Genomic DNA, 20,982 nt, shown 5'->3' on the forward strand with positions numbered 1-20,982 from the left:
TTAATCATTTGATTTTTGAAACAACATGAGCAACATAATCAATCTGAAAACAACACTGTTCATGAGTAAGAAGGCACGCGTATGGGAAAAAATGTATTATCTATGACAATTTAGAGATTGCATTTTAGATATATAATATCCACTGAAAAAATTTACTTATTGAAAGGAGAGGATGTGCTTGTTATTCAACAAGTATCACATCTTATTTTGATAAATGAAGTTGTTTTTTGAATTTTGAGTATATAGTTTTAGGCTTGCACGCCATTTCTTTCTGGGTATAGTGTGCAAGCCTCTGGAGAGGTGGCCGAGTGGTTGAAGGCGCACGCCTGGAACGCGTGTATATGGGAAACCATATCGAGGGTTCGAATCCCTCTCTCTCCGCCATCAAATTTATCCATGTATAACTTATTGATTCTATATAATCTTTTTTAAAGTGCAGGGGCGTTAACAAAAGTTTGGGGATTTTGTTTCTGTGACTTGTTCTTCTGTCTATCCCGAATCTTTTTGTAGCTTTTCGATTGCTTCTGTTGCTAGGCGTTTTCTATCGAATATTTTAGTTATAGAATGATGCCACTTGATCCCCTGTCCATCCAAAAGCGCTATCGTTTACGAAATCTTAGCATCTTTATTTAGTTGCACGTATTGCTTCTAACTTTACCAATCCATGTGCTGATTGTAGCTTATCAGTGGTTTTTATATCGTTTGATACCAGGTTTGAGCCCAATTTGTTTTTTTCAAAGGGGTCCTCAAACGGTCTAAAAAGACCTTTCAAAGATTTCTTTCATTTTTGCTGCCAAATTTTTATTTTTACCATTTTTTATTCTTTTTTCGATTTTCTGCTAGCAAAATTCAAAGTGCATTTAATGGTAAAAATGTTCGTAAACACAAAGAATTATCAGGTATTCTTATCTCATCTTTTTTCACTGAGTATAAAATCTCATATTAAACTACACTAGGGGTATTTCGCTTTGGGGAAAATTGCAGCCGTAAATTGCAGTACGAATATAGTAACACGCTAAAAGATGAAGGATTTTCGGGAAAAATTTTGCAGATATTTTCTGCTGGCTATGCCTTTGAAGATCTGGATATCTTCTGGATTCACTTTGTCGGGTTTGAGTTTTTCACTGCAAAAAAGTCAATGGCCACCACTTTGTATTTTTTGTGGTTGTGATTGGTTGAAGATTTAATGGCTATGCACCACTATACCCATGATGCCCAATTGTATAAAAAGCGATTACTGAAAGCCGAAAACCCTAAACTCTAATGTGATATGTAAATGTACCATTTTAAAATCACATAAAATGCGTGTGATAATGATAAGTTAATATTTTTACTAAGATTTTTTGAGAATTCCCTCTAAAAAAAGCACTACAAACAAATAAATGAGTAAATATACCTCCAAAATGTAAACTAATGACAAAAAGCTAAACATATTGACCATATATGCACTCATGTAAAAAAGTACCAATAAGCTAAGTCTTCAACAGTTGACAAAAAAGATTCGTGCGTGGCTCTGAGGTTATCGTTAATACTATCGTACAGGATAACTTCTACACGAAGATATGTATAGTTAATGAAATAAAAAATCGTACAGACTAAAATAACTGCGATTTCTTTTTTCGGCTCAAAGAAAGCAACTGTAAAAATCATAGAAGCTGCAAGAAACAGCAGTAAGATAAAATTCATCTTCTCACTCAGTTTTTTAAAGAGAAAACTAGCCAGTAGCTGGGAAAGCAATATAAGAGAAAATGTAATACCAAGATAAAATAAGTTACATTGATATCATAATCTTTAAATATCTACTGCCAATACTGCGAAAATATATTGAAAAAAATAAGTGAAAAATAAAAATATAGAGAAATATAGGGAACTTTAACAAAAATAGAGAACATTTCTCTTGCATCATAACGTAAAGAATTCGCTTTTATTGGTTTTTTCTCTCCCTTTAGATCATCCCAAAAAATAGACCAAAGATTGTTGTCATTAACATTAAAAATGCAGATATATACTATATATATTGTCTAGAATAATCAGCAAAATATGCACCTATCAAACTAAATAGAAACATGCCAATGTAATTATACTGAGAGCTGGAACCGATCACTTTTTTAGTAGATATAAATTTTGTTTTTGCATATTGAACAGGTAAAGCATTATAGGCATCAGCAATCAATGTAAGCGACAATGCATTAAAGGTTTCTGCCAAAAGAAAACCGTAAAAGCTTGTAAAAACGCCTATAAGAAAGAGCCGTGCGGTAGCAAAAGCTGCTGCCAAAATGATAAATATTTTATAACTTTTTCTGTCTGCAAAATACTCAAGAGGGATATCTGTAACCATCATAATAAAAGCTTGAAATGATTTAATGATACCTATGTCAATAAGAGTTAAGTTTTTTGCAAGCATATAAAATACAATAAAGGCGCTTGTTAAAATCCTTATACCGTTAAATAAAAATCCAAATACTAATATACTCTTCATTTATTCACCAATAGCGCCAATGAAGTAATGTATTAATTACTTTATATAAATATAAAAGCTCACATTTTATTACAAATATGGTAGTAGCCGCTATGTGGATCTTCAGTCCTATCAATTTGATATTTGAAAAAAAGAATGAATGGTATCCTGCATATGATTCTGATTCAGATATGAGTAACATCTAGTCTTATCTGGGGTAATAAATAGTCCAATAACAGCATTTGCTGTAGCTACACCTGATATGTAACAGCGCACTCCCCACGTTGAAGGTAACTTTGTTCATCAAATGAAAAAAATCAGACCTAGATTATCTCCCACCTATATGATAAGAAGCAGCACTCTCAAATAGACAGCACGCATTTTCTATATTATTTTTTTATCATAGAATTCATATTGAGTTTAAAAACTAAGATATGGTACTTTATTTCTAACAACATCCCTCTTTTTCTAAAGTTTTTATGATTATCGCAATGAGGTCCTCCATAATATTTTTTGCGGTCGATTTTTTGTAGAACCAAAGTTTAAGCATGTCTTTCTGGTATCATTTCACCTCGAATAGGCAAGGGACAAGCCTGCTTCCATTTTTCATATTTGTCTATATTTTTAGTGGTTTATACTACTAAATTTGGATTTTCTTCCCAACTTTTGCATTTTATAGGAAATTGCTACGAATTATCCTTTCTGCGTTAGATAATTCATCATCACTTCAGCCCAAAATAGCTATAATTGCCGGGCAGATATTTAAATCGATTGTCAACTGCAGCGGCTCGTTTTTTTTAAAAAAAGGCATAAAATGAACCACATTTTTCCAAGAATGAAGCTTTTGTTTCCATAAATCAATATCTTTTATGATACGGCTGTTGGCTCTGTTAATAAGAAAAATAATGCGCCTTTTTTTCTTAAAGCGACTTTGTTTTTCCGAAAATACCCCGCAATAAGGTTAACGGAGCTTTCAAGTAAACCATTTTCATAGCGATGTGCGAACAAGACAGGCGCAATTCCTCCGTGGGGGCGGGTTCCTACTTCGACTATCACTGGGTCATGGGCAGTTTGCATGATTTCCATATGTGCAGGCCCATATTCAATTCCCACCGCGTGAATGCATTGTTTTGCATAAGAGATAAGAGCGGCATAAAGGGGATCTTGAGCATAAAGAATATCAAGCAATTCATAAACAAAGGCACTTTTATTGTGGATACCTTTTTTATATCGCGATAAAGTACATATCTTTATCACCTCTCCATTTACAACGGCGTCTATTATGTATTCCTCTCTTGCCAATCTTTCTTGGAGTAAATAAGCCTCGTTAAGCGTGCCAAAAATATTTTTCTGTGTCCAGTCGATCTCGGACGTCCACGCCATTACTTCGTCGTGGCAGAAGAAAAACAAAATGCCATCACTCCCAGCAGAATCATTTGGCTTCACCATATAGCCGTGTGGCTTTCAAAATCATCGATAGCACAATCGCCTTTTGTAAGAATCTTCGACTGAATATAAGATAAATCATTTTTATAAAGGCGCTTTTGCATCGTTGCCTTTTTTCGTCGCCAATCGGTAGTCAAGGGATTATTCTCAACAACCATAATAAGCAGCTAATTACTTTGCACAATAAATACCTCCTTCGACGCTTGCTACCACGGCCTCTATCGTGCTAGCTGGAAAGCGTTTTTTTATGTCATCTAAACTATGAAGTTTCGCTTCTGCCATGCCTTCACCCTGATAGTAAAGTATAAGGTATGAAGAAAGGGCTGATTGAGAGACAACACCGTAACAGGCATAGTCTAATTTTTGCAAAGCAGAATCATAGAGGGATCCTGTAGAAAAAGGATCGACAATAAGAATGGATTTGCTCATGCTTTGGCCTGCCCTGATAAAAGGAAACGGACATAAATAAAGATTATCAGCCCTATCGGGGGTAAAAGATAAACAGCCGCCTGCAGTCCCATTAGAGCAGAACTTGTAAGAAGACCAAGGATAACATAACCCGCTGATTGGGAGATAGTATAAAGCATGCCACTACAGCCTCCCGCAAGCTCTGCTTGAGCTTCGGTTTGGGTAGCTTCAATCATATGCTTTCGGGCGTTAATTCACATGGTGTTCATTGAAAAGTCAATAAAAAAGCAAAAGATCATAGCCAAATAGGGTAAATTTGGTGGTGCTAAAAATGAGATTAGCCAAACCTAACATAAGGGCTGGTAGGATGAATTCAAAGCGAGGGCTTTTGAGAAAAGCAGCCGAGAAAGTGCCCACACTCGCAATTGCACTGCAAAGTCCATAATATTCAGAGCCAAAATTTTTCACACTCTGAAAAAGAATGGTCGCCAGTGTATTATAGGCGCAAATATGAAAACCAATAAGACCTATGCAGACGCATAAAAGTTTAAGTTCAAGGGAAAGTTGATCTACCTTTGGCGCAGTTTTTTGCTCTTTCTCAGTTGCAGGCAGCGTGGCACCTGTAGCACTATATTCATCGCGAAAGATGGCATATCCGGCTACGAGGCTTATGGATGATATCAAACATACAAATTGCCGCGATAAAACCATTATAACCAAATCCAGCTGCTGCCCTTCGCGGGCTTGTTACTTCTAAGAGATAACCACTAAGGGCTGTTCTCAAAAAGGCGCCAATTTGCACTACTGTTTGCATGATGCGGGAAGCAATTTGGGCACTAATATAACCACTAAGAGCTAGTCTGGTATTATAAGTCTCGAGCGTATTTAAGTGATCAGAGAGAGATAACCGATAGAGATAGATACAGCAATAAAACCAAAGGAGGAATCAACATAACGAAAAAGAGCAATCAATAAAAGGAGACTATAGATGATAATCTGCCTTTTGTATAAATCCACCAATCGCAGCAAGAATTTAATGTGCACAAGGCCGCTTTTTTTCAAAAGATGGGTGTAAGAACCCCCAAAGCCATGGTTACGCCTAAGAAAACTGATGAGGATGTTATGCGATAAACGTTCCAAAGGTCACTTAAGAAGAGTACCATGTTAGAAAGATACAGCACAACAATAAGCCCATAAGCCCATAAGACCGAAAAAAGTTCTTTTCGTACATATTCCCCACCTATTCGCATATCTAAAAAACGCAGTATTAAGTATTATAAGCAGTATTATAATTGGTATACATATTTATTAACAATTAGTGCAAGTATTGCTGGGCATGTCAAGTTTTTTCGATAGGGGCATGATATGAATTTGAACGATGACATTTATCGTAGCAATAGCTAATTTTCAGGCAACAGAGTAGCGAGGGTGGCTTGTGTTTTCACTGCGCTTATTGCGAAGCCGCTTTATCCATAAGGTGCTGCTTCGCTAAGTGACGAACATAGCTTATGCTCTCGAGAGGGGTATGTTTTGCGCTTTTAGAATTGATCCTGTTTATGCTTAGGGTTTGAGGTTTTACTGTTGACCCTTCCCTCGATAAGCTTGAATTTTTGTGTGATAACAAACCTCGTTATTGGGCAAAAATCATTGACAGTCTCAGGCTGAGATGCGTGGTGGTTAACGGCTTTCACATAGTGGTCTTTTCATAGAGGGAGTGCCATTGATTGAACTTTAGCAGGATTTTTATACAGCAAATTTGGGTAGAGCGGTGTCTTTGTTTTGGGGATTATTATAACATTCTGAGAATTGGCGTATTAGTATACTGAAAAATATATAAGAAACACATTTGATTCAAACGCTTTTGCGAGGAGCATCTCAATACCTCTGCGATGTTTTCCTAGATTTGTTCTGTTGCTTTTTAATCCCGTCATTGTCAGGTTTGATTATGAATAGGCTATCCAATGAGTAAAACAACATCCGCATATGGAATCCGATGAGTTATAGAGATCGCGCGCAATAATGTGATTTTAAGTAACAATTTCTGAGGTATTTATCTTAGAATAAAACAATAAGCTGTAAGATTTTGGGTTAGGAAGTTACAGACAGTTTCGGATGGTCATTGCTGTAAATATTCCATCTTCATGATCAATGCTGACATTGATGCTTGTTGATGGGGGTATTGTTTAGTTGACGAGCCTTAATACTTCATGAGCATTTTTTAAATTATTAAACAAAACAATGTTGAAAATCATCAAGATCATGTTTTTACTTTGTAGTAATGATGAATGCTTTGCATTCATTTTGAATTACTTATTTAACAAGCAATTACAGTAACCAAAACACGCAACGATCTATCATTCATTTAATTAATTCTAGCGCATATAGACAATAGAAGCTCGGCTTAAAGGATGTCATACGGATAAACCACTGGTTAGTAAAAAACGAATGTTTTTAGTCAATGCTTCTTGTAAAATAAGTTTAATGCACTCAAATTGACCTTTGAGCTTTCACGCACCACAACTATAACAGACGCTTTTCTGGCATAATCTGTCGATAATCAGGATTGATTGTCATGGAGCAGAAGGCAAGGAGATGCTTTTTCTCAAATATCATGGCGTAATTAATAAGTTTCTCGTCGAGGATTTTCACCTACCAAGCGGACAGTGAAGATCGAATGCAACGAGGAGTTTGTTTGAGAACCGAAGGAGAAGAGCTGTCAATGTCCTTGGAATCCGCGTTTTAATAATACGTGCATTTTTTATACATCGTCTGCTCTAGTATGCCGAAAGACAACGGAGGTAACCATAGATGTAGGATTATCTTGCATATATGTAGAGTTCACTTCGATACAAAATCTCCAAATTTCCCTGTACTTCATATTGCTTTATCAATGCAATCAATTGACGCAAATATTCTTCCCCGTGACGAGCAATAGCGCGTTGCGCTTGAGTTGAGGAACGGCTCATTCCAATAAAGGCTTCGGATGAGACTGTCATCGTTAAATTGTGTGTATGTAAAGCAACCTTTTCTGTATTTACCTCCAATCCATCACTCATTTCCTGTAAAAATCAAAATTACGATAATAACAAGAATAGTTAGGAGCTCATTTCTTCTAACAATGTCTCATAAGCGGCTAGAAATTTGCTATGATTAAAATCGCGATTGTTTTGAATGATAGCCATTACACCATTGACTTTGAGTTTGGAAGAGATAGCGCAAAGCAACTTAGGGTGATCCATCCACTGAAACGCTTGCGCCACAACGATAAGATCGATCTCGCTGATTTTATGCAATATGCTTTCGGCTTGGTCTTGATACCACTGCACAGTAGGAAATTTTCTTTGCCCCTGCTTAATCATGTCTGTCGATATATCGATAGCATGATATTGGTGTTCTTTTCCCAGAAATTTAACAATTCCCTCTAATGCAATGTCTGTCCCATCTCCCACATCCACAATGGACAAATGCCTTTTATCATTAAAAGGAAGGAGCATACCTTTAAATAAGGTGAGGGGATAGCGCGGACGATAGCGGTCATAATCATCGGCTAATCCGTCAAATTTTCACTTTGTGGTTGAATGCTTTGTATCATAGTGTATTGCCATCCTTACAATTGCTGGCATATATAATTGAACAGTCCTTCTTTGGCTGGGATCTTAAGCACAAATCCCAAAGGAGAGCGGAATGGGACTGCCCTTTGATACCTTTTATTTCCTTTTGTAAGATTGATACTTATATTCCTTTTTTTTCAGTGATGTATTTTTGAGCTCAACCACAATGAGGTTGAAATTCCACGGATTTCAATTGAAAGATCATCCAAATTCTGGTGCGATAACCGCTTCTATACCCTGATGAATTTACGATCTTCTCACGGGAATTGTCAATTCCGATCATTCCATTGCAAAAGATGAGATCCTCGATTTGCTTTTTAGCTGTTATTCTTTTGTGCCCACAATAACTGATTTCAACGCTACCAAATTGCACTCTACAACGTAAATAGAAACACTCAATGAAAATACTAATCTTTATGAAACATCAAATATTGTAAAACTATCCTCCATTATTCTTAAGACCCTCTATTTTTATAGAAAGGTTAATCATATTATGAAAAAATAAATGTTTTAAAAGCATTAAAGTGGGGAATTTTACTTTTTCAAACTGAATTGGTTAAAATATTAAATTATAAAAAATAGCTATTTTAAAACGAGTTAAAATATACACCGAATTATATTTATATTAGGGGAATAATTTATGTTTGCATTAAATTTTAAGGAACGCATTTCTTTTATTTGAGAATAAAACTTTTCTCCATTTTACGCTGAGCAGTTTGTTTGCTACATTTGGAAATGGGCTAAATTATACCCTATTGTCATGGCTTGTTTACAGTCAGAAAAATTTAATTAGTTGTGCAGCACTGCTGATGTTTTTTATTTGGATGCCGAGCATTATTTTTTCATCCATTTGCGGTGTATTGGTGGATAGATACAATCGTAAAATACAGATTATCATTTCAAACTTTGTCAGAGGTTTGGTGGTTGTGGGCTGTGTAATACTTTGGTGGTTTGGCATAGAAATTGATTTAATATTTCTATCTACTCTCTTGGGGTGATCTCTTTTCACATGCCATCAGCTATTTCTTGAATCTAACATATTGTTTCAAAAGAACAGTTGATTAATGCAAATGTGACCATCGATATGGTCTATAAACTTAGCACTATCATAGGTATGGGATTAAGTGGATTTATATTCGCCCATACAGGAACAAAAGGAATACTCCTAATAAGTGGTATATTCTTTATTATTTCTGATTTATTTAACTTTGCAATGAGAACACCTAAACCCCGAGGACATAAAAGTGAAAACCAGCAAAGCTGATAAAAAATTATATATCCTTACTTGGTTATTTTAAGCACAATCTAACTCTTTTTATGTCTTATGTAAGTCAGATGATTATTATGACTCTTTCTGATGATCATTCCTGTTATTTTTGTTCCCTATGCACAAGAGGTTTTTAAAGACAATAGCAGAACTTTTGCAATGTTTGAAGCGCTTTATTCAGCGGGCGTTTTTACTGGTGCATTTCTTCTGCCACTTTTTTGTAAAGTTTTATCCATCAGAAAAATATAAGTACTTTTATTAGCTGTTATGGCTATCGATCTTGTCGTTTTATCTGTCAATAAATGTGCTTTTACTGTGTTTCCCGCTTATTTCATGATTGGATTTGAGCTTTCCAGTAGGGCTCTTTCGATTTCTTTATTACAACTTTATTGTCATTCTCAATATCAGGGAAGATTCTAGGCCAATTTAATGGCATCTCTGGATACCTTATCCTTGAAATCTACTTAACTATAGCAAGAGATTACAACGGTATTTCATCTTAGCCTATATACGTTTTCAAAGTATTATCGCGGCTGCTGGAAAGCTTATCGTTCTATTTTACGAAAATGAAGAACAGAGAATTGTATTCAAGTGCTGTAAATACATGCTGTTCTGCGAGCATTTATGATGCTTCATATTTAACGGGTTGTTTTGAAATCGTAGAGCAATTGATATCAAGGTTAGAGCTTTTAGCAAATAAAACATAAATCTTGTGTGTATTATAAAATGCGCATCGTTTTTGTATGAAACACCAAAAATCTCTGATATCCCCCCTCATTTAACCTCATTATTATGAGATTGTAATAATACAAATGCTTTGAAATTTTAAAAAATTTTTTAGTTTCATGCTCAAACAAAATAATAGGGCAGTCTTCCACTTTACAGAAGTTATGTTTCATTATTTGCTTTCTTTAAAATCCATATGAATTACTGTGTCAGGCTCATCCTCATTGGAATGAAATTCTCTACAACGGCGCAATGTTTGTACAACTTCCTTTTTAAAAACTGCATCTGCTTCGCTTAAACGATGAATACTTAATTCCAGTTCAAGGGATAAAGCTAAATCCACACACAATTTAAGCTCTTCTCCAATGTCAAAACCGCGTTGATAGTCATCATAAAGACCAACAAGTGTATCGGATAATTCCTTATCGCATAAAGAGGTCATTCCAATTCCTCCAAGTTGCGTATTTCTGTGCGGCTTTGATGTGTTTAGGTCTCATCCCATTGTCATCACCAACAGTTGCCATGTATACTAACATCATGATTTTGTCAATTTGGTGCAAGGCGCCATCTTTTAAACCAATGCCTATCAAGAACTTTATCGCTCCAGAATTTTTAATTTCCCCCATCATGATAATGCGTAGTAATGTTTCCGCTATAGAGTTTGCAGTATTTAAGATGTATTGCCAAATGATTTTTTTAATTTGCGTGTAAGATTGACCATTTTGATGATGAACCAAATGCCTGAAGATTTTGTAATTGCCAATGAAAGCCAAGGCATTGCTATTGATATCAATAAATTTTGCAACCGAGTAAGCCCTTTAGGGATAAGGTTTTGGGTTTTATCAATAAGCAACAATATACCGTTTTTCACACGCTTCAATTTTTTGCCAATGGCGCGGGTTAAAAAGCTTAATTTGCGAATGATTTCGTTTTTCCAGTATTGGTATCGCTTTTTGTAAAGTTTTTGTATTTCCTCAATAAAAGAAAATTTGTAATTTTTCAAAATATACCATTGCATTAGAAGAGAAAGCCGTAAGCATCCTATATTTGATAAATAAGGAAAATACTTTACTGAAATATGTGTTTTTGTAGATTATATGATGTACCTTTAAACGTACCAATACCTCAAATACCATTTCAGATTGTGATGAATATCAAAAATTGTATTTCAAACAACAATCCAGGCTAAGCTTTACGCATTTTCCATAATGCCTGTCCAGTCAAAAATCTATAACATATGCATTTTCAGGCGACATCTTATTTTGTTCGTGCGAAAGATTCTAGAGAATTTTCACAATTTGTCTATGAAAAATGTTTCTAAAGCGTGTTGTATATGATTTCTCTTAAGTAAGATTTACGGAAAAACTTTGTTTTATGAAGCTAAAGTCACTCATAAAAAAGTTAAAATCGACGTACAGTTTAATACAATAGAAAATTTTTCAAAAATAAAATACTTATTATGGAAACCACGTATACAATATTCTTTGGTAAGAAAATAATATGGATAACAATAAAAATAGAACTGATTATTTGTTAAATAATATCTAAAAAAATATCTCATTTTTATTTATCTATTATTTATAAAAAACATTTTTCAATGAAATATAATAGTTATTACAATAAGTTGATTGAAATAGAGAAAATATAAAAGGAAACATACATAAAGCCATATAATAACAAAATAAACTTTATATAACTATTATATTTTTTACGAAAACTACAAAATTAAACGTGGAAATTCTGTTATAGAAATTACTTAATGATAGGGTAAAATATTTTTATAAAAGACACATATCATGTTATTTAATAACAAATAGTGCAGTTATCATGATAGGAATCATGAATTATATTATATAATAAGTCTAAAAAAATCATAAAATTATGATTATAAAAAATATATTGTATAAAAATATCTTTTTGTATTTAATAATAAGTATTTTTACAAATTAATGAAAAATTATTTTTCATACTCTTGCCATTCTTATTATGCGCTTTATTTGAAAGATAGAACTGATCTTTTAGAAGTTATTTTTGTTATGAGCTGAATCGCGATATTTTTGGATGGAGATTATGTAATATTTTCAAAGTTTGTGTTTTATTTATTTTTAGCTTGAATCCCTCTAGCTAAAAGGGTTGGGGACTTTTCTAGATTCAATGTTATTACAGAGATTTTAGGATGATGCCGTAAAGAATGCTGGCATCAGAGGGGGAGAAGTCTGTCTTTAAATTTATTTTTTGTGCGCGCAAACAGGGTTTTGCCGTGGGGTTTTTGCACGCTGTATTGATATTAGACTCTGTTGGAGGAGGTTCTTATGAAAAAATTGTATTCAACATCAAAGACTAAAGCGGTTTCTTTAGGAACCGCAATGACTGTGCTTTTATCCAGTGTTTCTCCTGTCTTCGCTGCGAATCTCGCACTAACAGGACAGTCTAATTTAAGTACAAATAGTGTCGATGTGTTTTATTCGAAAGGTAGTCATGGCAGTATTGTTTTTGCTGGTGATGATGATTACTGCGGTGCGGATAATGTTGTTGGTCGTAGTAACCCATCAAGAGCAGGTACAAAAATAACTGCAAAGGAACAGTACGAGAGATTTGTTGGTGAAAAAGTTTTTGGAGGTCGTATGCCTTATGGCACAACCACTGAAAAAGTTACTTGGACTAGTGATGGAATCACGACCAATGGTGGTGGTTATATGGGAACCCCCACTTATGGTGATGCGAATATATTGCCAGAGGCTTATGGTATTTATTCTTTTGTAACCGGTTGTGGAGCTTATGCATCAGGGAACTATTCAACAGCATTTGGTGCAGGCGCGACAACAAAGGCTGGAGGGGCACAAGCTTTTGGTGTTTCTGCGCTTGCAAGTGGTATAGCAAGTGTTGCTTTTGGTGTTGGTTCAGAGGCGTCAGGGCAGTCTGCAGTTGCTATTGGAGGGCTTGCAACTGCATCTGGTAAAAATAGCATTGTTCTAGGTCAGAGTTCTCAAGCTACGCTGGATGATGCGATTGCGATTGGTACAGATACAAAAGGGAACGGTATAAATAGTGTTGCTATTGGTAAGCTCGCATCTGCATCTGGTTACAATAGTATTGCGTTAGGGTTAAAGACCAAAGCAACTAACGACTACACGATTGCTATGGGCTCGAAGGCTGAAGCTCAAGCTCTTGGTTCTATTGCAATAGGTGGTGGGGAGCCTGCAGATAACGGGGATGAAAGAAAAGTAATAGCAAAAGGTAAAAATTCGATTGCTATAGGGTCTCATACTTTTGCTGATATGGCTCATTCAGTTGCAATAGGTATAAATGCACAGGTACATGTTATAGATGGTGTTGCTGTGGGTGGAGGGGCTGTCTCTCGTGTCGAGAAGGGTGCTTTGGGTTATGATCCTGTAACAAATAAGGAGACAACAGAGCAGGGTCTTGCATGGAAAAGCACTGCGGGTGATTTTAGTGTTGGTAATACTAATCAGGATGTAACACGGCAAATTACAAATGTTGCAGCAGGCACTAAGGATACTGATGCAGTCAATGTTGCACAGCTAAAAGCTTTGAGAGCATTGGCAGCTGGAGAGTGGAAACTTTCTGTTGACGGAAAAAATGAAGAGCCTGTTCAAGGAGGCAATGTTGTAGATTTTTCAGTAAAAAGTACAGCAGTAGGACCAGACAACTTAAAGATTGAAAGAGAAACTGAAAATAATAAGCATAAAGTTAAATTTGCTTTAAATGATACTCTTAAATTGACAAGTATTATTACAGGAAATAGCTCTTTAACCAACAATGGATTAGTGATTACCGGTGGGCCAAGTGTAAAGAGTGAAGGTATTTCTGCTGGCAATAAAAAAATCACAGGTGTGATGGCAGGAAGTGAAGATACTGATGCAGTGAATTATAAACAGCTGCAAGCTGTAAAAGATGCCACCAAAATGAGCTGGCAGCTTTCTGTTAACGGTGGAGATGCTACGGCTATTGGTCAAAACGGTACGGTAAATTTGCAGACGAATAGCCATAAAAATAATATCACAATCGAAAAAGATAATAATCACAATGTAACATTTGATCTAGCTGATAATATTAAGGTGACGAGTGTTACAGCAGGGAACGCCTCTATGAGCAATGATGGTTTCAAGATTATTGGTGGTCCAAAAATAACTGTAAACGGTATTGATGCTGAAAATAAAAAGATTACTAGATTGGCACAAGGAATTTCAGATAATGATGCGGTAAATGTTGCACAGTTGAATGAAGTAAAAAATCAAATAACCAGCAATACTCTTGTTAAATGGCAGGAAAGAACGCAACTTATCACCATTGGTGACGAAAAAGGGGGTACGAGAATTAGTATTAGAAATGATAAAGGCCAGGTACGGAATATTAATGGTGTTGCAGTTGGGAGAATTGCCGCAGATGCAACTGATGCAATAAATGGTTCCCAGCTTTTTGATATGGGTACAGACATTGCTCGTTATTTTGGTGGTAAAGCCTCATTCGAGACTGGTCGTTTTGTCGGACCGCAGTATAATTTATCCAATGTTGATGGAAATGGTGAGGTAGTGCAGAAGGTGCATGTTAATGTTGGCTCAGCTTTAACAGGGCTTGATACAAATATCAAGAATGTTAATCAAAGCTTTCAAAATGCGATGAATAACGTTGCTAATTATTTTGGTGGTGGTGCTGAGTATGAGAAAGGCCAATGGACGATTCCTACTTTCAAGGTTTTTCAGCGTGGGGATGATGGTAATATTGTTGAGAAGCAACACCATAATGTTGCTGATGCCTTGGGTGATGTCAGCGCTTCCATCACGGATATTTATAATCAGATTAACAATGTAACAGGAAATAGTATTGTAAAATGGAAAGAGGATGGAAAACTTATCACCATTGGTGAGGAAAAAAGTGGCACAAGAATTAGTATTGCAAATAATGAAGGTAGTGCGCGGAATATTGATGGCGTTGCAGTTGGGAGAATTGCTGTAGCTTCAACTGAAGCAATAAATGGTTCCCAGCTTCATTCTATGGGTAGCAAAATTGCAGAAATTTTTGGTGGTAATACCTCATTCGAGAACGGTACTTTTGTCGGACCGCGATATAATTTATCCCATGTTGGTGTAGATGGCAAGGTACAACAGAGGGAACATAATGATGTTGGCTCAGCGTTGACAGGGCTTGATGCAAATATCAAAAATGTTAACCACAACTTGATAAATGCGGTAAATGATATTGCTTCTTATTTTGGTGGTGGCGCTGGATACGATAACAATGGGGAATGGCATGCTCCTATTTTCCATGTCTATAATATTGACAATAATGGTACTATTTCTAAGAAGCCCTATCAAAATGTTGCTGATGCTTTTGAGGGCGTGAACAATACTTTCGCGAATATTCACAATCAAATTTCAAATATAACAGAAAATAGTTTAGTTCAGCAAGAAGAAAAGTCCGGACCTATCACCATTGGTATGGCAACAGGTGGTACTAAAATTAATATCGCGGGCAGTGAGGGAGATCGGATTATCGCAGGTGTGAAAGAAGCAGTGAACGGTAATGAAGCTGTTAACAAAGACCAACTTGATAAAAGCATAGAGCAGATTTCTAAAGATGCTCTGTTGTGGGATGAAGATGAACAGGCATTTGTTGCAAATCGCGAAAAAGAAGGAAATAAAATAGATTATAGAATTACTCACATTTTTGATGGTGACGTTAATGAAGAATCAACTGATGCAATAAATGGTTCACAGCTTCATTCTGTGGGTAGTGAAGTTGCGGCAATTCTTGGTGGCAATGCCTCATTCGAGAGTGGTGTCCTTACAGGACCAAAATATAGGTTAACTACTATTAATGACCATGATGTAATAACTATAGAGGAGTATACTGATGTTGGCAAAGCCTTGGATGTAGTTAATAAAAATGTCTTTGCGGTTGATCATAGAATAACCGTTGGGTTTCTTGATATTGCTGATTATTTTGGTGGTGGTGCTAAGTACGAGAAAAATAAATGGAAGGCTCCAAATTTCAAGGTTGTGCAATTTAATGCTGATGGCACTTTTGAGAAGGAGAAAACCTACAATAATGTTGCTGATGCACTTGGTGGTATTAGTAGTGGTATGGTCAACATAAACAATCGTATTGATGATGTCATAAACAAGGTAGGTAATACAGATGCTTTAAAGTGGAATAAGGATGAAAAAGCCTATGATGCTAGCCATGATGGTCAAGCAAGTAAGATTATCAATGTAGCTGATGGTAAAATTGCAAAAGATTCGAAAGAAGCAGTAAATGGTGGGCAGCTTTGGGAGACTAATGAGCGTATCACTGGCGTTGAAAAAGATATTAAGCATATTGGAGACAGAGTCGATAATATTTCCACTACAGTTACGGATATTAGTGAAACGGTTTTCAATATTGAGAACAAAGTCTATAATATTGGAGATAGGGTTGATAATCTTGTTGATGGGGTTGTTTTCTATGACAAAAATGAGGATGGCAAAAAAACCAACAAAGTCACTCTAAAAGGTGGCAACGAAAGTGAACCTGTATTAATTGACAATGTTGCTGATGGTCGTATTGAGAAGGGTTCAAAAGAAGCTGTAAATGGTGGTCAGTTGCATGATTACACCCAAGAACAGATGAAGATTGTTCTTGATCAATCAAAGCATTACACAGACCAACGTGTAAACAATATCGTTATCGATGCTATTGATGATGCCGTTGAACGTGCTAACAACTACACCAATATAAAGTTTGAGGCTTTAAATTATAGGATAGAAAATGTACGGAAAGAAGCAAAACAGGCCGCAGCTATTGGTTTAGCAGTGTCTAATTTACGCTACAATGATACACCTGGAAAGCTAAGCGTTGCATTTGGTAGCGGCTTATGGCGTAGCCAATCGGCATTTGCTTTTGGTGCTGGTTATACTTCTGAGGATGGAAAAATCCGCTCAAACCTCTCTGCAACGAGTTCTGGTGGTCATTGGGGCGTAGGTGTTGGGCTTAATTTAACACTGAACTGATAAGCAAAAAACTGTTCTTAAATATGCTCCTTGCCCCTGCTTCATCAAAGTAGGGGCATTTTAGTAAAAAGCTTTCATAAATCCTCTAATGAAATAAAAAATCTTATCCACGAAAAATAAACTGAAGCCTAAACAGATGATCAATAGGTACAAAAATTATACCTCTTTCAAAGATGTCAAAGCTAAAAATGATGCGCAACCTTTGATAGAAAAACAAAATCAATTCTAATATTAAGTATTTTCTACCTTCCTCAAATTGAATTTCACGAATCTGTCCTTAGTTACCTTCTAAAGCCGCTGTAGAAACAACAGCTTATGTCTTAATTTTATTTATGCCATAAAACACACTGTGAAAGCAGGAACACGCAAGAAATAAGAAGGCTTTAGAGTTCTAGAGCATACCTTTTTTGTGTTTTTAATCTATTATTATGAGGGGGGGTATTATGAAAAAATTATATACCACAACAACGGCGAATGACTTGAATTGTCCTCGCTTTTCTTATTCGTTATATGTAGTTATGGGAATTTTGTTAGCTGTAGCAGTCGCATTTTTATCAAATGTTTCTCTTGTAACCGTTGGTGTGATTGTAAACACTAAAGATGTGCACTCCAATAATGTCGTGGTGAATGAGAAAGGTAAATCCGTTCAAGTTTCTAAGCTGGATAGTAAGAAAAAACCGCACCTGATAATGATTCAAAGGCATCGAGTGTTGGTGTGATGAGTGTGGATATGACTGCAGGAGTTGAAGGTTTAAAAGCTGAAAATGTGAATAAGAAATCGGAATTTTGTGTTGAATCTTTTGCGCCTACAATTTGGCAAGTAATGGCATCAAGTAATTATTCAACGACATTAGTGGCAAGAGCAATTCCAATCGCTGGTGAATATACAACGAGAGCAGTAGGACAGAGGGAAGAATTATAAAAATTTTTTGGCTAGTCACTCTTATACAGCGGGTTATCAAGCATAGACAGATGGTAATAGTTCCATTACTACAGGTCCATGGGAAAAGGCATTAAGTATAGATGCTATTGCTATAGGTAAAATTGCTTATGCAACGGATCATAGTGCTATTGCTATAGGTTCTTAATTTAATAGTGGTCCACCAGATGAATTAAGTATGGACGATTATCAATGGGCAATGGGTAATTATACAACAGCTGTAGATGCGATTTCTAAGGCTTTAGACAGTGGCGCGACTGCTCTTGGTCACCGTGCATGGGCAGGCGCTCACTATAGCTCTGTTTTAGGAACTTTTTCAAAAGCAAAGAAAAAAAGTATTCTATTACTTTGGGTACTTCTGCTGAAGCGTTAGTGGAGAGCGGTGTTGTGATTGGGAGCGAGTTTCTGGCTGATGTTGCTCCTGACGCTATCGGTTATGGTCCTTATACTAAAGGTTCTTCATAGTCTGACAACTTTGCATGGAAAAGTATGCAAGGTGCGGTGAGTGTTGGTAATGTTTGTTCAGAAAAAACGCGCCAGATTGTAGGAGTGGCAGCTGGTATTGAATTGTATGATGCCGCTAATTTTACACAGCTAAAAACATTACAATCATACGTAGCCAAGGTTGTACATTATCTGTTGGAGGTAAAACTGCTAAATCCGTTGGTATAAAAGATACTGTAGATTTGTCGGCTGCAAGTGACAACCTTACAATTACAAAAGGTGTGGAAGATAATAATGTAAAATTTGATCTAGCTAAGAATATTACAGTGGAGCAAGTTAGCGCTGGAAGAAGCTCTATAAGTAATGATGGCATTCTGTTGTCTGATGGGGATAGAATAACTGTGGATGGTATTTCTGCTGGCAATAAACGGAGTAAATATCTAAAAAATAAACCTGAAAAATTAATTAGCCTATGTGAAACAATATTTAGACATCGTGACGATGGTTGTATCATATGCTTAGGTAATAGCATTTCTCAATTTAACCCATATTTCGACTTTTTTGAATTAAAAAATCATCATAAAACAGATTACAGGAGTGGCAGCTGGGGAAAGATCTGAGGATGCAGTGAATTTTGCGCAGCTACAAGAGATAAAGGCTCTAATAGTAGGAAATAGTCTTGTTAAGCAAGGTGGTGGAGAAGCGGATCGTATATCAGCATCGGTAAGGAAATAGAAGGCATAGAGATTAATGTTGCAAACAAATCAGGTGATGTCCGTACAATTTCTGGTGTGAAGGACGTGACACAAGACAATGAAGCTGTTAACAAAGGACAGCTTGATAAAGGCTTGAAAGATCTTTCGAACAGTCTTCAGTCTGATGAGCCAGCTGTTGTTTATTATGATGAAACAGGTGATGAAAATGGCAGCATTAATTACACAAGTGTGACTTTAGGAAGAGGTAAGGATTCTACAGCTGTAGGTCTCCATAATGTTACCGATTGTCAAGTTGCAGAGAATTCACATGATGCAATCACGGGTGGACAGGTTAACAAAATCGGTGAAGATGCTGCCAAGTTCTTAGGTAGTAGTGCGGTATTTAAAGAGGATTCTTTTACACAGTCAACTTACAAATTATCGCACATTGCCACAGATGGAATTGTAACAGGTAAACCGTATGAAGGTGTTGAAAAAGCCTTTAAAGGACTCGATGAGAATATCAAGATTGTTAACAATCGCATTAAGGAAGTCTCAGAAGGAGTTGCACAAGATTCTTTATCATGGAGTAATGAGAGTAACGCCTTTGTAGCACAGCATGGAGCGGGCGATGCGAAAGCTAACAGCAAGATCACTTTTCTTGCCAATGGTAATATTGCTGAAATCTCAACGGATGCGGTTAATGGTTCTCAAGTTTATTTTCTGAATCAGACGCTTGCTGCTTATTTTGGAGGTGGTGCAGGATATAATGATGGTAAATGGACAGGTCCAACATTCAATGTTGTACACTTCAAGGAAGATGGTACAGCGGATGACAAGAAGCATGGGTACAACAGTGTAGCAGAGGCATTTGATGGCGTTAGTGGCAGTATGTTGAATATCAACGATCGCATTCGTGGTGTTGAAAAGAATGTTGCCTCGAATGGTTTAAATTGGAATAAGGCAGAGGGGGCTTATGACGGTCGTCATAATGAAGAAGACAGTAAGATTACGCATGTAGCGGATGGTAAAGTAGAAGAAGGCTCTAAGGAAGTTGTGAATGGAGGACAGCTTTGGGAGACGAATAAGAAGGTTACAGCAGTTGAGGATAAGGTAAATACTATTGATAAAAAGGTGCAAGGTGTAGCCGTTGCTGCGGATGGTGCTGTTAAGTATGATAAGGATAGTGATGGAAAGAAAAAGAACAGGATCACGTTAGTTGGTGGAGATGAAAGTGCACCGGTATTGATAGATAATGTTGGAGATGGCACAATTGAGACAGGTTCTAAGGAAGCAGTTAATGGCGGTCAATTACATGATTATACTGAACAGCAGATGAAGATAGTTCTTGATGATGCGAATAAGTACACGGATGAACGTTTAACGAATGCTATGGGTAATGTTCTGAATGATGTAACAGCTTACACTGATATGAAGTTTGAAGCGTTGAGTTATGGTATTGAAGATGTCCGGAAGGAGGCAAGACAAGCAGCGGCTATTGGTTTGGCTGTATCTAATTTACGTTACAATGATACACCTGGAAAGTTAAGTGTTGCATTTGGTACAGGTGTCTGGCTTAGTCAATCGGCCTTTGCTATTGGAGCTGGTTATACGTCTGAAGATGGAAATGTTCGTTCTAATTTATCTGTAACGAGTGCTGGAGGTCAGTGGGGTGTGGGTGTAGGAATAAGTTTAACGCTAAATTAACAATAAAAACAAAATATTTTAATGAATTCCTCCGCTTACACTTGCTTTAATTAAGCAGTGGCAAAATATTCCTCGGTCAAAATCATAAATATACAACTACCTTAAAGATAAGTACTCTGACAAAACTTAAAGATTTACGAAAGCCTTTTAGTGTAGGTGTAATAAAATTGCATCACCACTTACATTAAATAGCCTTCGAATGCTAAAAAGTTTTATTTTTCTTGCTATTTTATTTGATAGGCCCTAAAAATACAAAAGGGTATATTAGTA

18 protein-coding genes, 1 tRNA gene and 1 pseudogene are annotated in these 20,982 nt (G+C 36.3%); 9 read left to right on the plus strand and 11 right to left on the minus strand.

All coding sequences use genetic code 11. The annotated features are described in order from the left end of the window. Nucleotides 1-294: 294 nt before the first annotated feature. A tRNA-Ser gene (locus tag V4P57_RS00350) sits at nucleotides 295-384 on the plus strand. A 1,624-nt stretch (nucleotides 385-2,008) separates the two neighbouring features. On the opposite strand, the gene V4P57_RS00355 is transcribed toward V4P57_RS00350, so the two are convergent. The 11 genes and pseudogenes from V4P57_RS00355 to V4P57_RS00405 form a co-directional block, all read right to left on the minus strand. After that, entirely contained in the window at nucleotides 2,009-2,479 is a 471-nt protein-coding gene (locus V4P57_RS00355) for a hypothetical protein (RefSeq protein WP_455466241.1), read from the minus strand. Between the two features lie 846 nt (nucleotides 2,480-3,325). Beyond that, nucleotides 3,326-3,907: a hypothetical protein gene (locus tag V4P57_RS00360; RefSeq protein ID WP_455466242.1), complete on the minus strand. Its 582-nt coding sequence runs from the start codon at nucleotides 3,905-3,907 to the stop codon at nucleotides 3,326-3,328. Then, nucleotides 3,901-4,062 (minus strand): hypothetical protein, encoded by a 162-nt coding sequence (locus tag V4P57_RS00365; RefSeq protein WP_455466243.1) that lies wholly within the window; start codon nucleotides 4,060-4,062, stop codon nucleotides 3,901-3,903. The genes V4P57_RS00360 and V4P57_RS00365 overlap by 7 nt, the downstream gene beginning before the upstream one ends. A 13-nt stretch (nucleotides 4,063-4,075) precedes the next feature. Then, nucleotides 4,076-4,333, minus strand: a complete 258-nt coding sequence (locus V4P57_RS00370; protein ID WP_455466244.1) for a hypothetical protein — start codon at nucleotides 4,331-4,333, stop codon at nucleotides 4,076-4,078. Further along, nucleotides 4,330-4,548 (minus strand): hypothetical protein, encoded by a 219-nt coding sequence (locus V4P57_RS00375; RefSeq protein WP_455466245.1) that lies wholly within the window; start codon nucleotides 4,546-4,548, stop codon nucleotides 4,330-4,332. The genes V4P57_RS00370 and V4P57_RS00375 overlap by 4 nt, the downstream gene beginning before the upstream one ends. 40 nt (nucleotides 4,549-4,588) lie before the next feature. Continuing rightward, a complete protein-coding gene (locus V4P57_RS00380) occupies nucleotides 4,589-5,032 on the minus strand; it encodes a hypothetical protein (RefSeq protein ID WP_455466246.1) in 444 nt (147 codons plus the stop codon). 165 nt (nucleotides 5,033-5,197) lie between these two features. Continuing rightward, a complete protein-coding gene (locus V4P57_RS00385) occupies nucleotides 5,198-5,356 on the minus strand; it encodes a hypothetical protein (RefSeq protein WP_455466247.1) in 159 nt (52 codons plus the stop codon). 1,772 nt (nucleotides 5,357-7,128) lie between these two features. Continuing rightward, a pseudogene (locus V4P57_RS00390) lies at nucleotides 7,129-7,904 on the minus strand (class I SAM-dependent methyltransferase). Between the two features lie 2,184 nt (nucleotides 7,905-10,088). Continuing rightward, nucleotides 10,089-10,358 carry a hypothetical protein gene (locus V4P57_RS00395; RefSeq protein WP_455466248.1) on the minus strand — a complete coding sequence of 90 codons (270 nt, stop codon included), beginning with the start codon at nucleotides 10,356-10,358 and terminating at the stop codon, nucleotides 10,089-10,091. Continuing rightward, entirely contained in the window at nucleotides 10,339-10,545 is a 207-nt protein-coding gene (locus V4P57_RS00400) for a hypothetical protein (RefSeq protein ID WP_455467001.1), read from the minus strand. Before V4P57_RS00400 ends, V4P57_RS00395 begins: the two co-directional genes overlap by 20 nt. A 41-nt stretch (nucleotides 10,546-10,586) precedes the next feature. Continuing rightward, the gene (locus V4P57_RS00405; protein WP_455467010.1) at nucleotides 10,587-10,919 is read right to left on the minus strand and encodes a hypothetical protein; all 333 of its coding nucleotides are present in this window, start codon (nucleotides 10,917-10,919) and stop codon (nucleotides 10,587-10,589) included. A gap of 1,309 nt (nucleotides 10,920-12,228) precedes the next feature. Between V4P57_RS00405 and V4P57_RS00410 the strand changes: the two genes are divergently transcribed. From V4P57_RS00410 to V4P57_RS00445, 8 genes are all read left to right on the plus strand, one after another. After that, on the plus strand, nucleotides 12,229-16,926 hold the full coding sequence (locus tag V4P57_RS00410) for a Vomp family autotransporter (protein WP_455466249.1): 4,698 nt from the start codon (nucleotides 12,229-12,231) through the stop codon (nucleotides 16,924-16,926). A gap of 443 nt (nucleotides 16,927-17,369) precedes the next feature. Beyond that, a complete protein-coding gene (locus tag V4P57_RS00415; RefSeq protein ID WP_455466250.1) occupies nucleotides 17,370-17,645 on the plus strand; it encodes a hypothetical protein in 276 nt (91 codons plus the stop codon). A gap of 11 nt (nucleotides 17,646-17,656) precedes the next feature. Next, the gene (locus V4P57_RS00420; protein ID WP_455466251.1) at nucleotides 17,657-17,848 is read left to right on the plus strand and encodes a hypothetical protein; all 192 of its coding nucleotides are present in this window, start codon (nucleotides 17,657-17,659) and stop codon (nucleotides 17,846-17,848) included. Between the two features lie 196 nt (nucleotides 17,849-18,044). Continuing rightward, the gene (locus V4P57_RS00425) at nucleotides 18,045-18,239 is read left to right on the plus strand and encodes a hypothetical protein (protein ID WP_455466252.1); all 195 of its coding nucleotides are present in this window, start codon (nucleotides 18,045-18,047) and stop codon (nucleotides 18,237-18,239) included. 116 nt (nucleotides 18,240-18,355) lie between these two features. Further along, the gene (locus V4P57_RS00430) at nucleotides 18,356-18,538 is read left to right on the plus strand and encodes a hypothetical protein (RefSeq protein ID WP_455466253.1); all 183 of its coding nucleotides are present in this window, start codon (nucleotides 18,356-18,358) and stop codon (nucleotides 18,536-18,538) included. 14 nt (nucleotides 18,539-18,552) lie between these two features. Then, complete coding sequence (locus tag V4P57_RS00435; protein WP_455466254.1) at nucleotides 18,553-18,930, plus strand: phage DNA encapsidation protein; 378 nt, start codon at nucleotides 18,553-18,555, stop codon at nucleotides 18,928-18,930. After that, entirely contained in the window at nucleotides 18,908-19,045 is a 138-nt protein-coding gene (locus V4P57_RS00440; RefSeq protein ID WP_455466255.1) for a hypothetical protein, read from the plus strand. Before V4P57_RS00435 ends, V4P57_RS00440 begins: the two co-directional genes overlap by 23 nt. A gap of 65 nt (nucleotides 19,046-19,110) precedes the next feature. Next, nucleotides 19,111-20,712: a Vomp family autotransporter gene (locus V4P57_RS00445; protein WP_455466256.1), complete on the plus strand. Its 1,602-nt coding sequence runs from the start codon at nucleotides 19,111-19,113 to the stop codon at nucleotides 20,710-20,712. Nucleotides 20,713-20,982 lie beyond the last annotated feature (270 nt).

The sequence above is a fragment of the Bartonella sp. B39 genome (assembly GCF_053795145.1).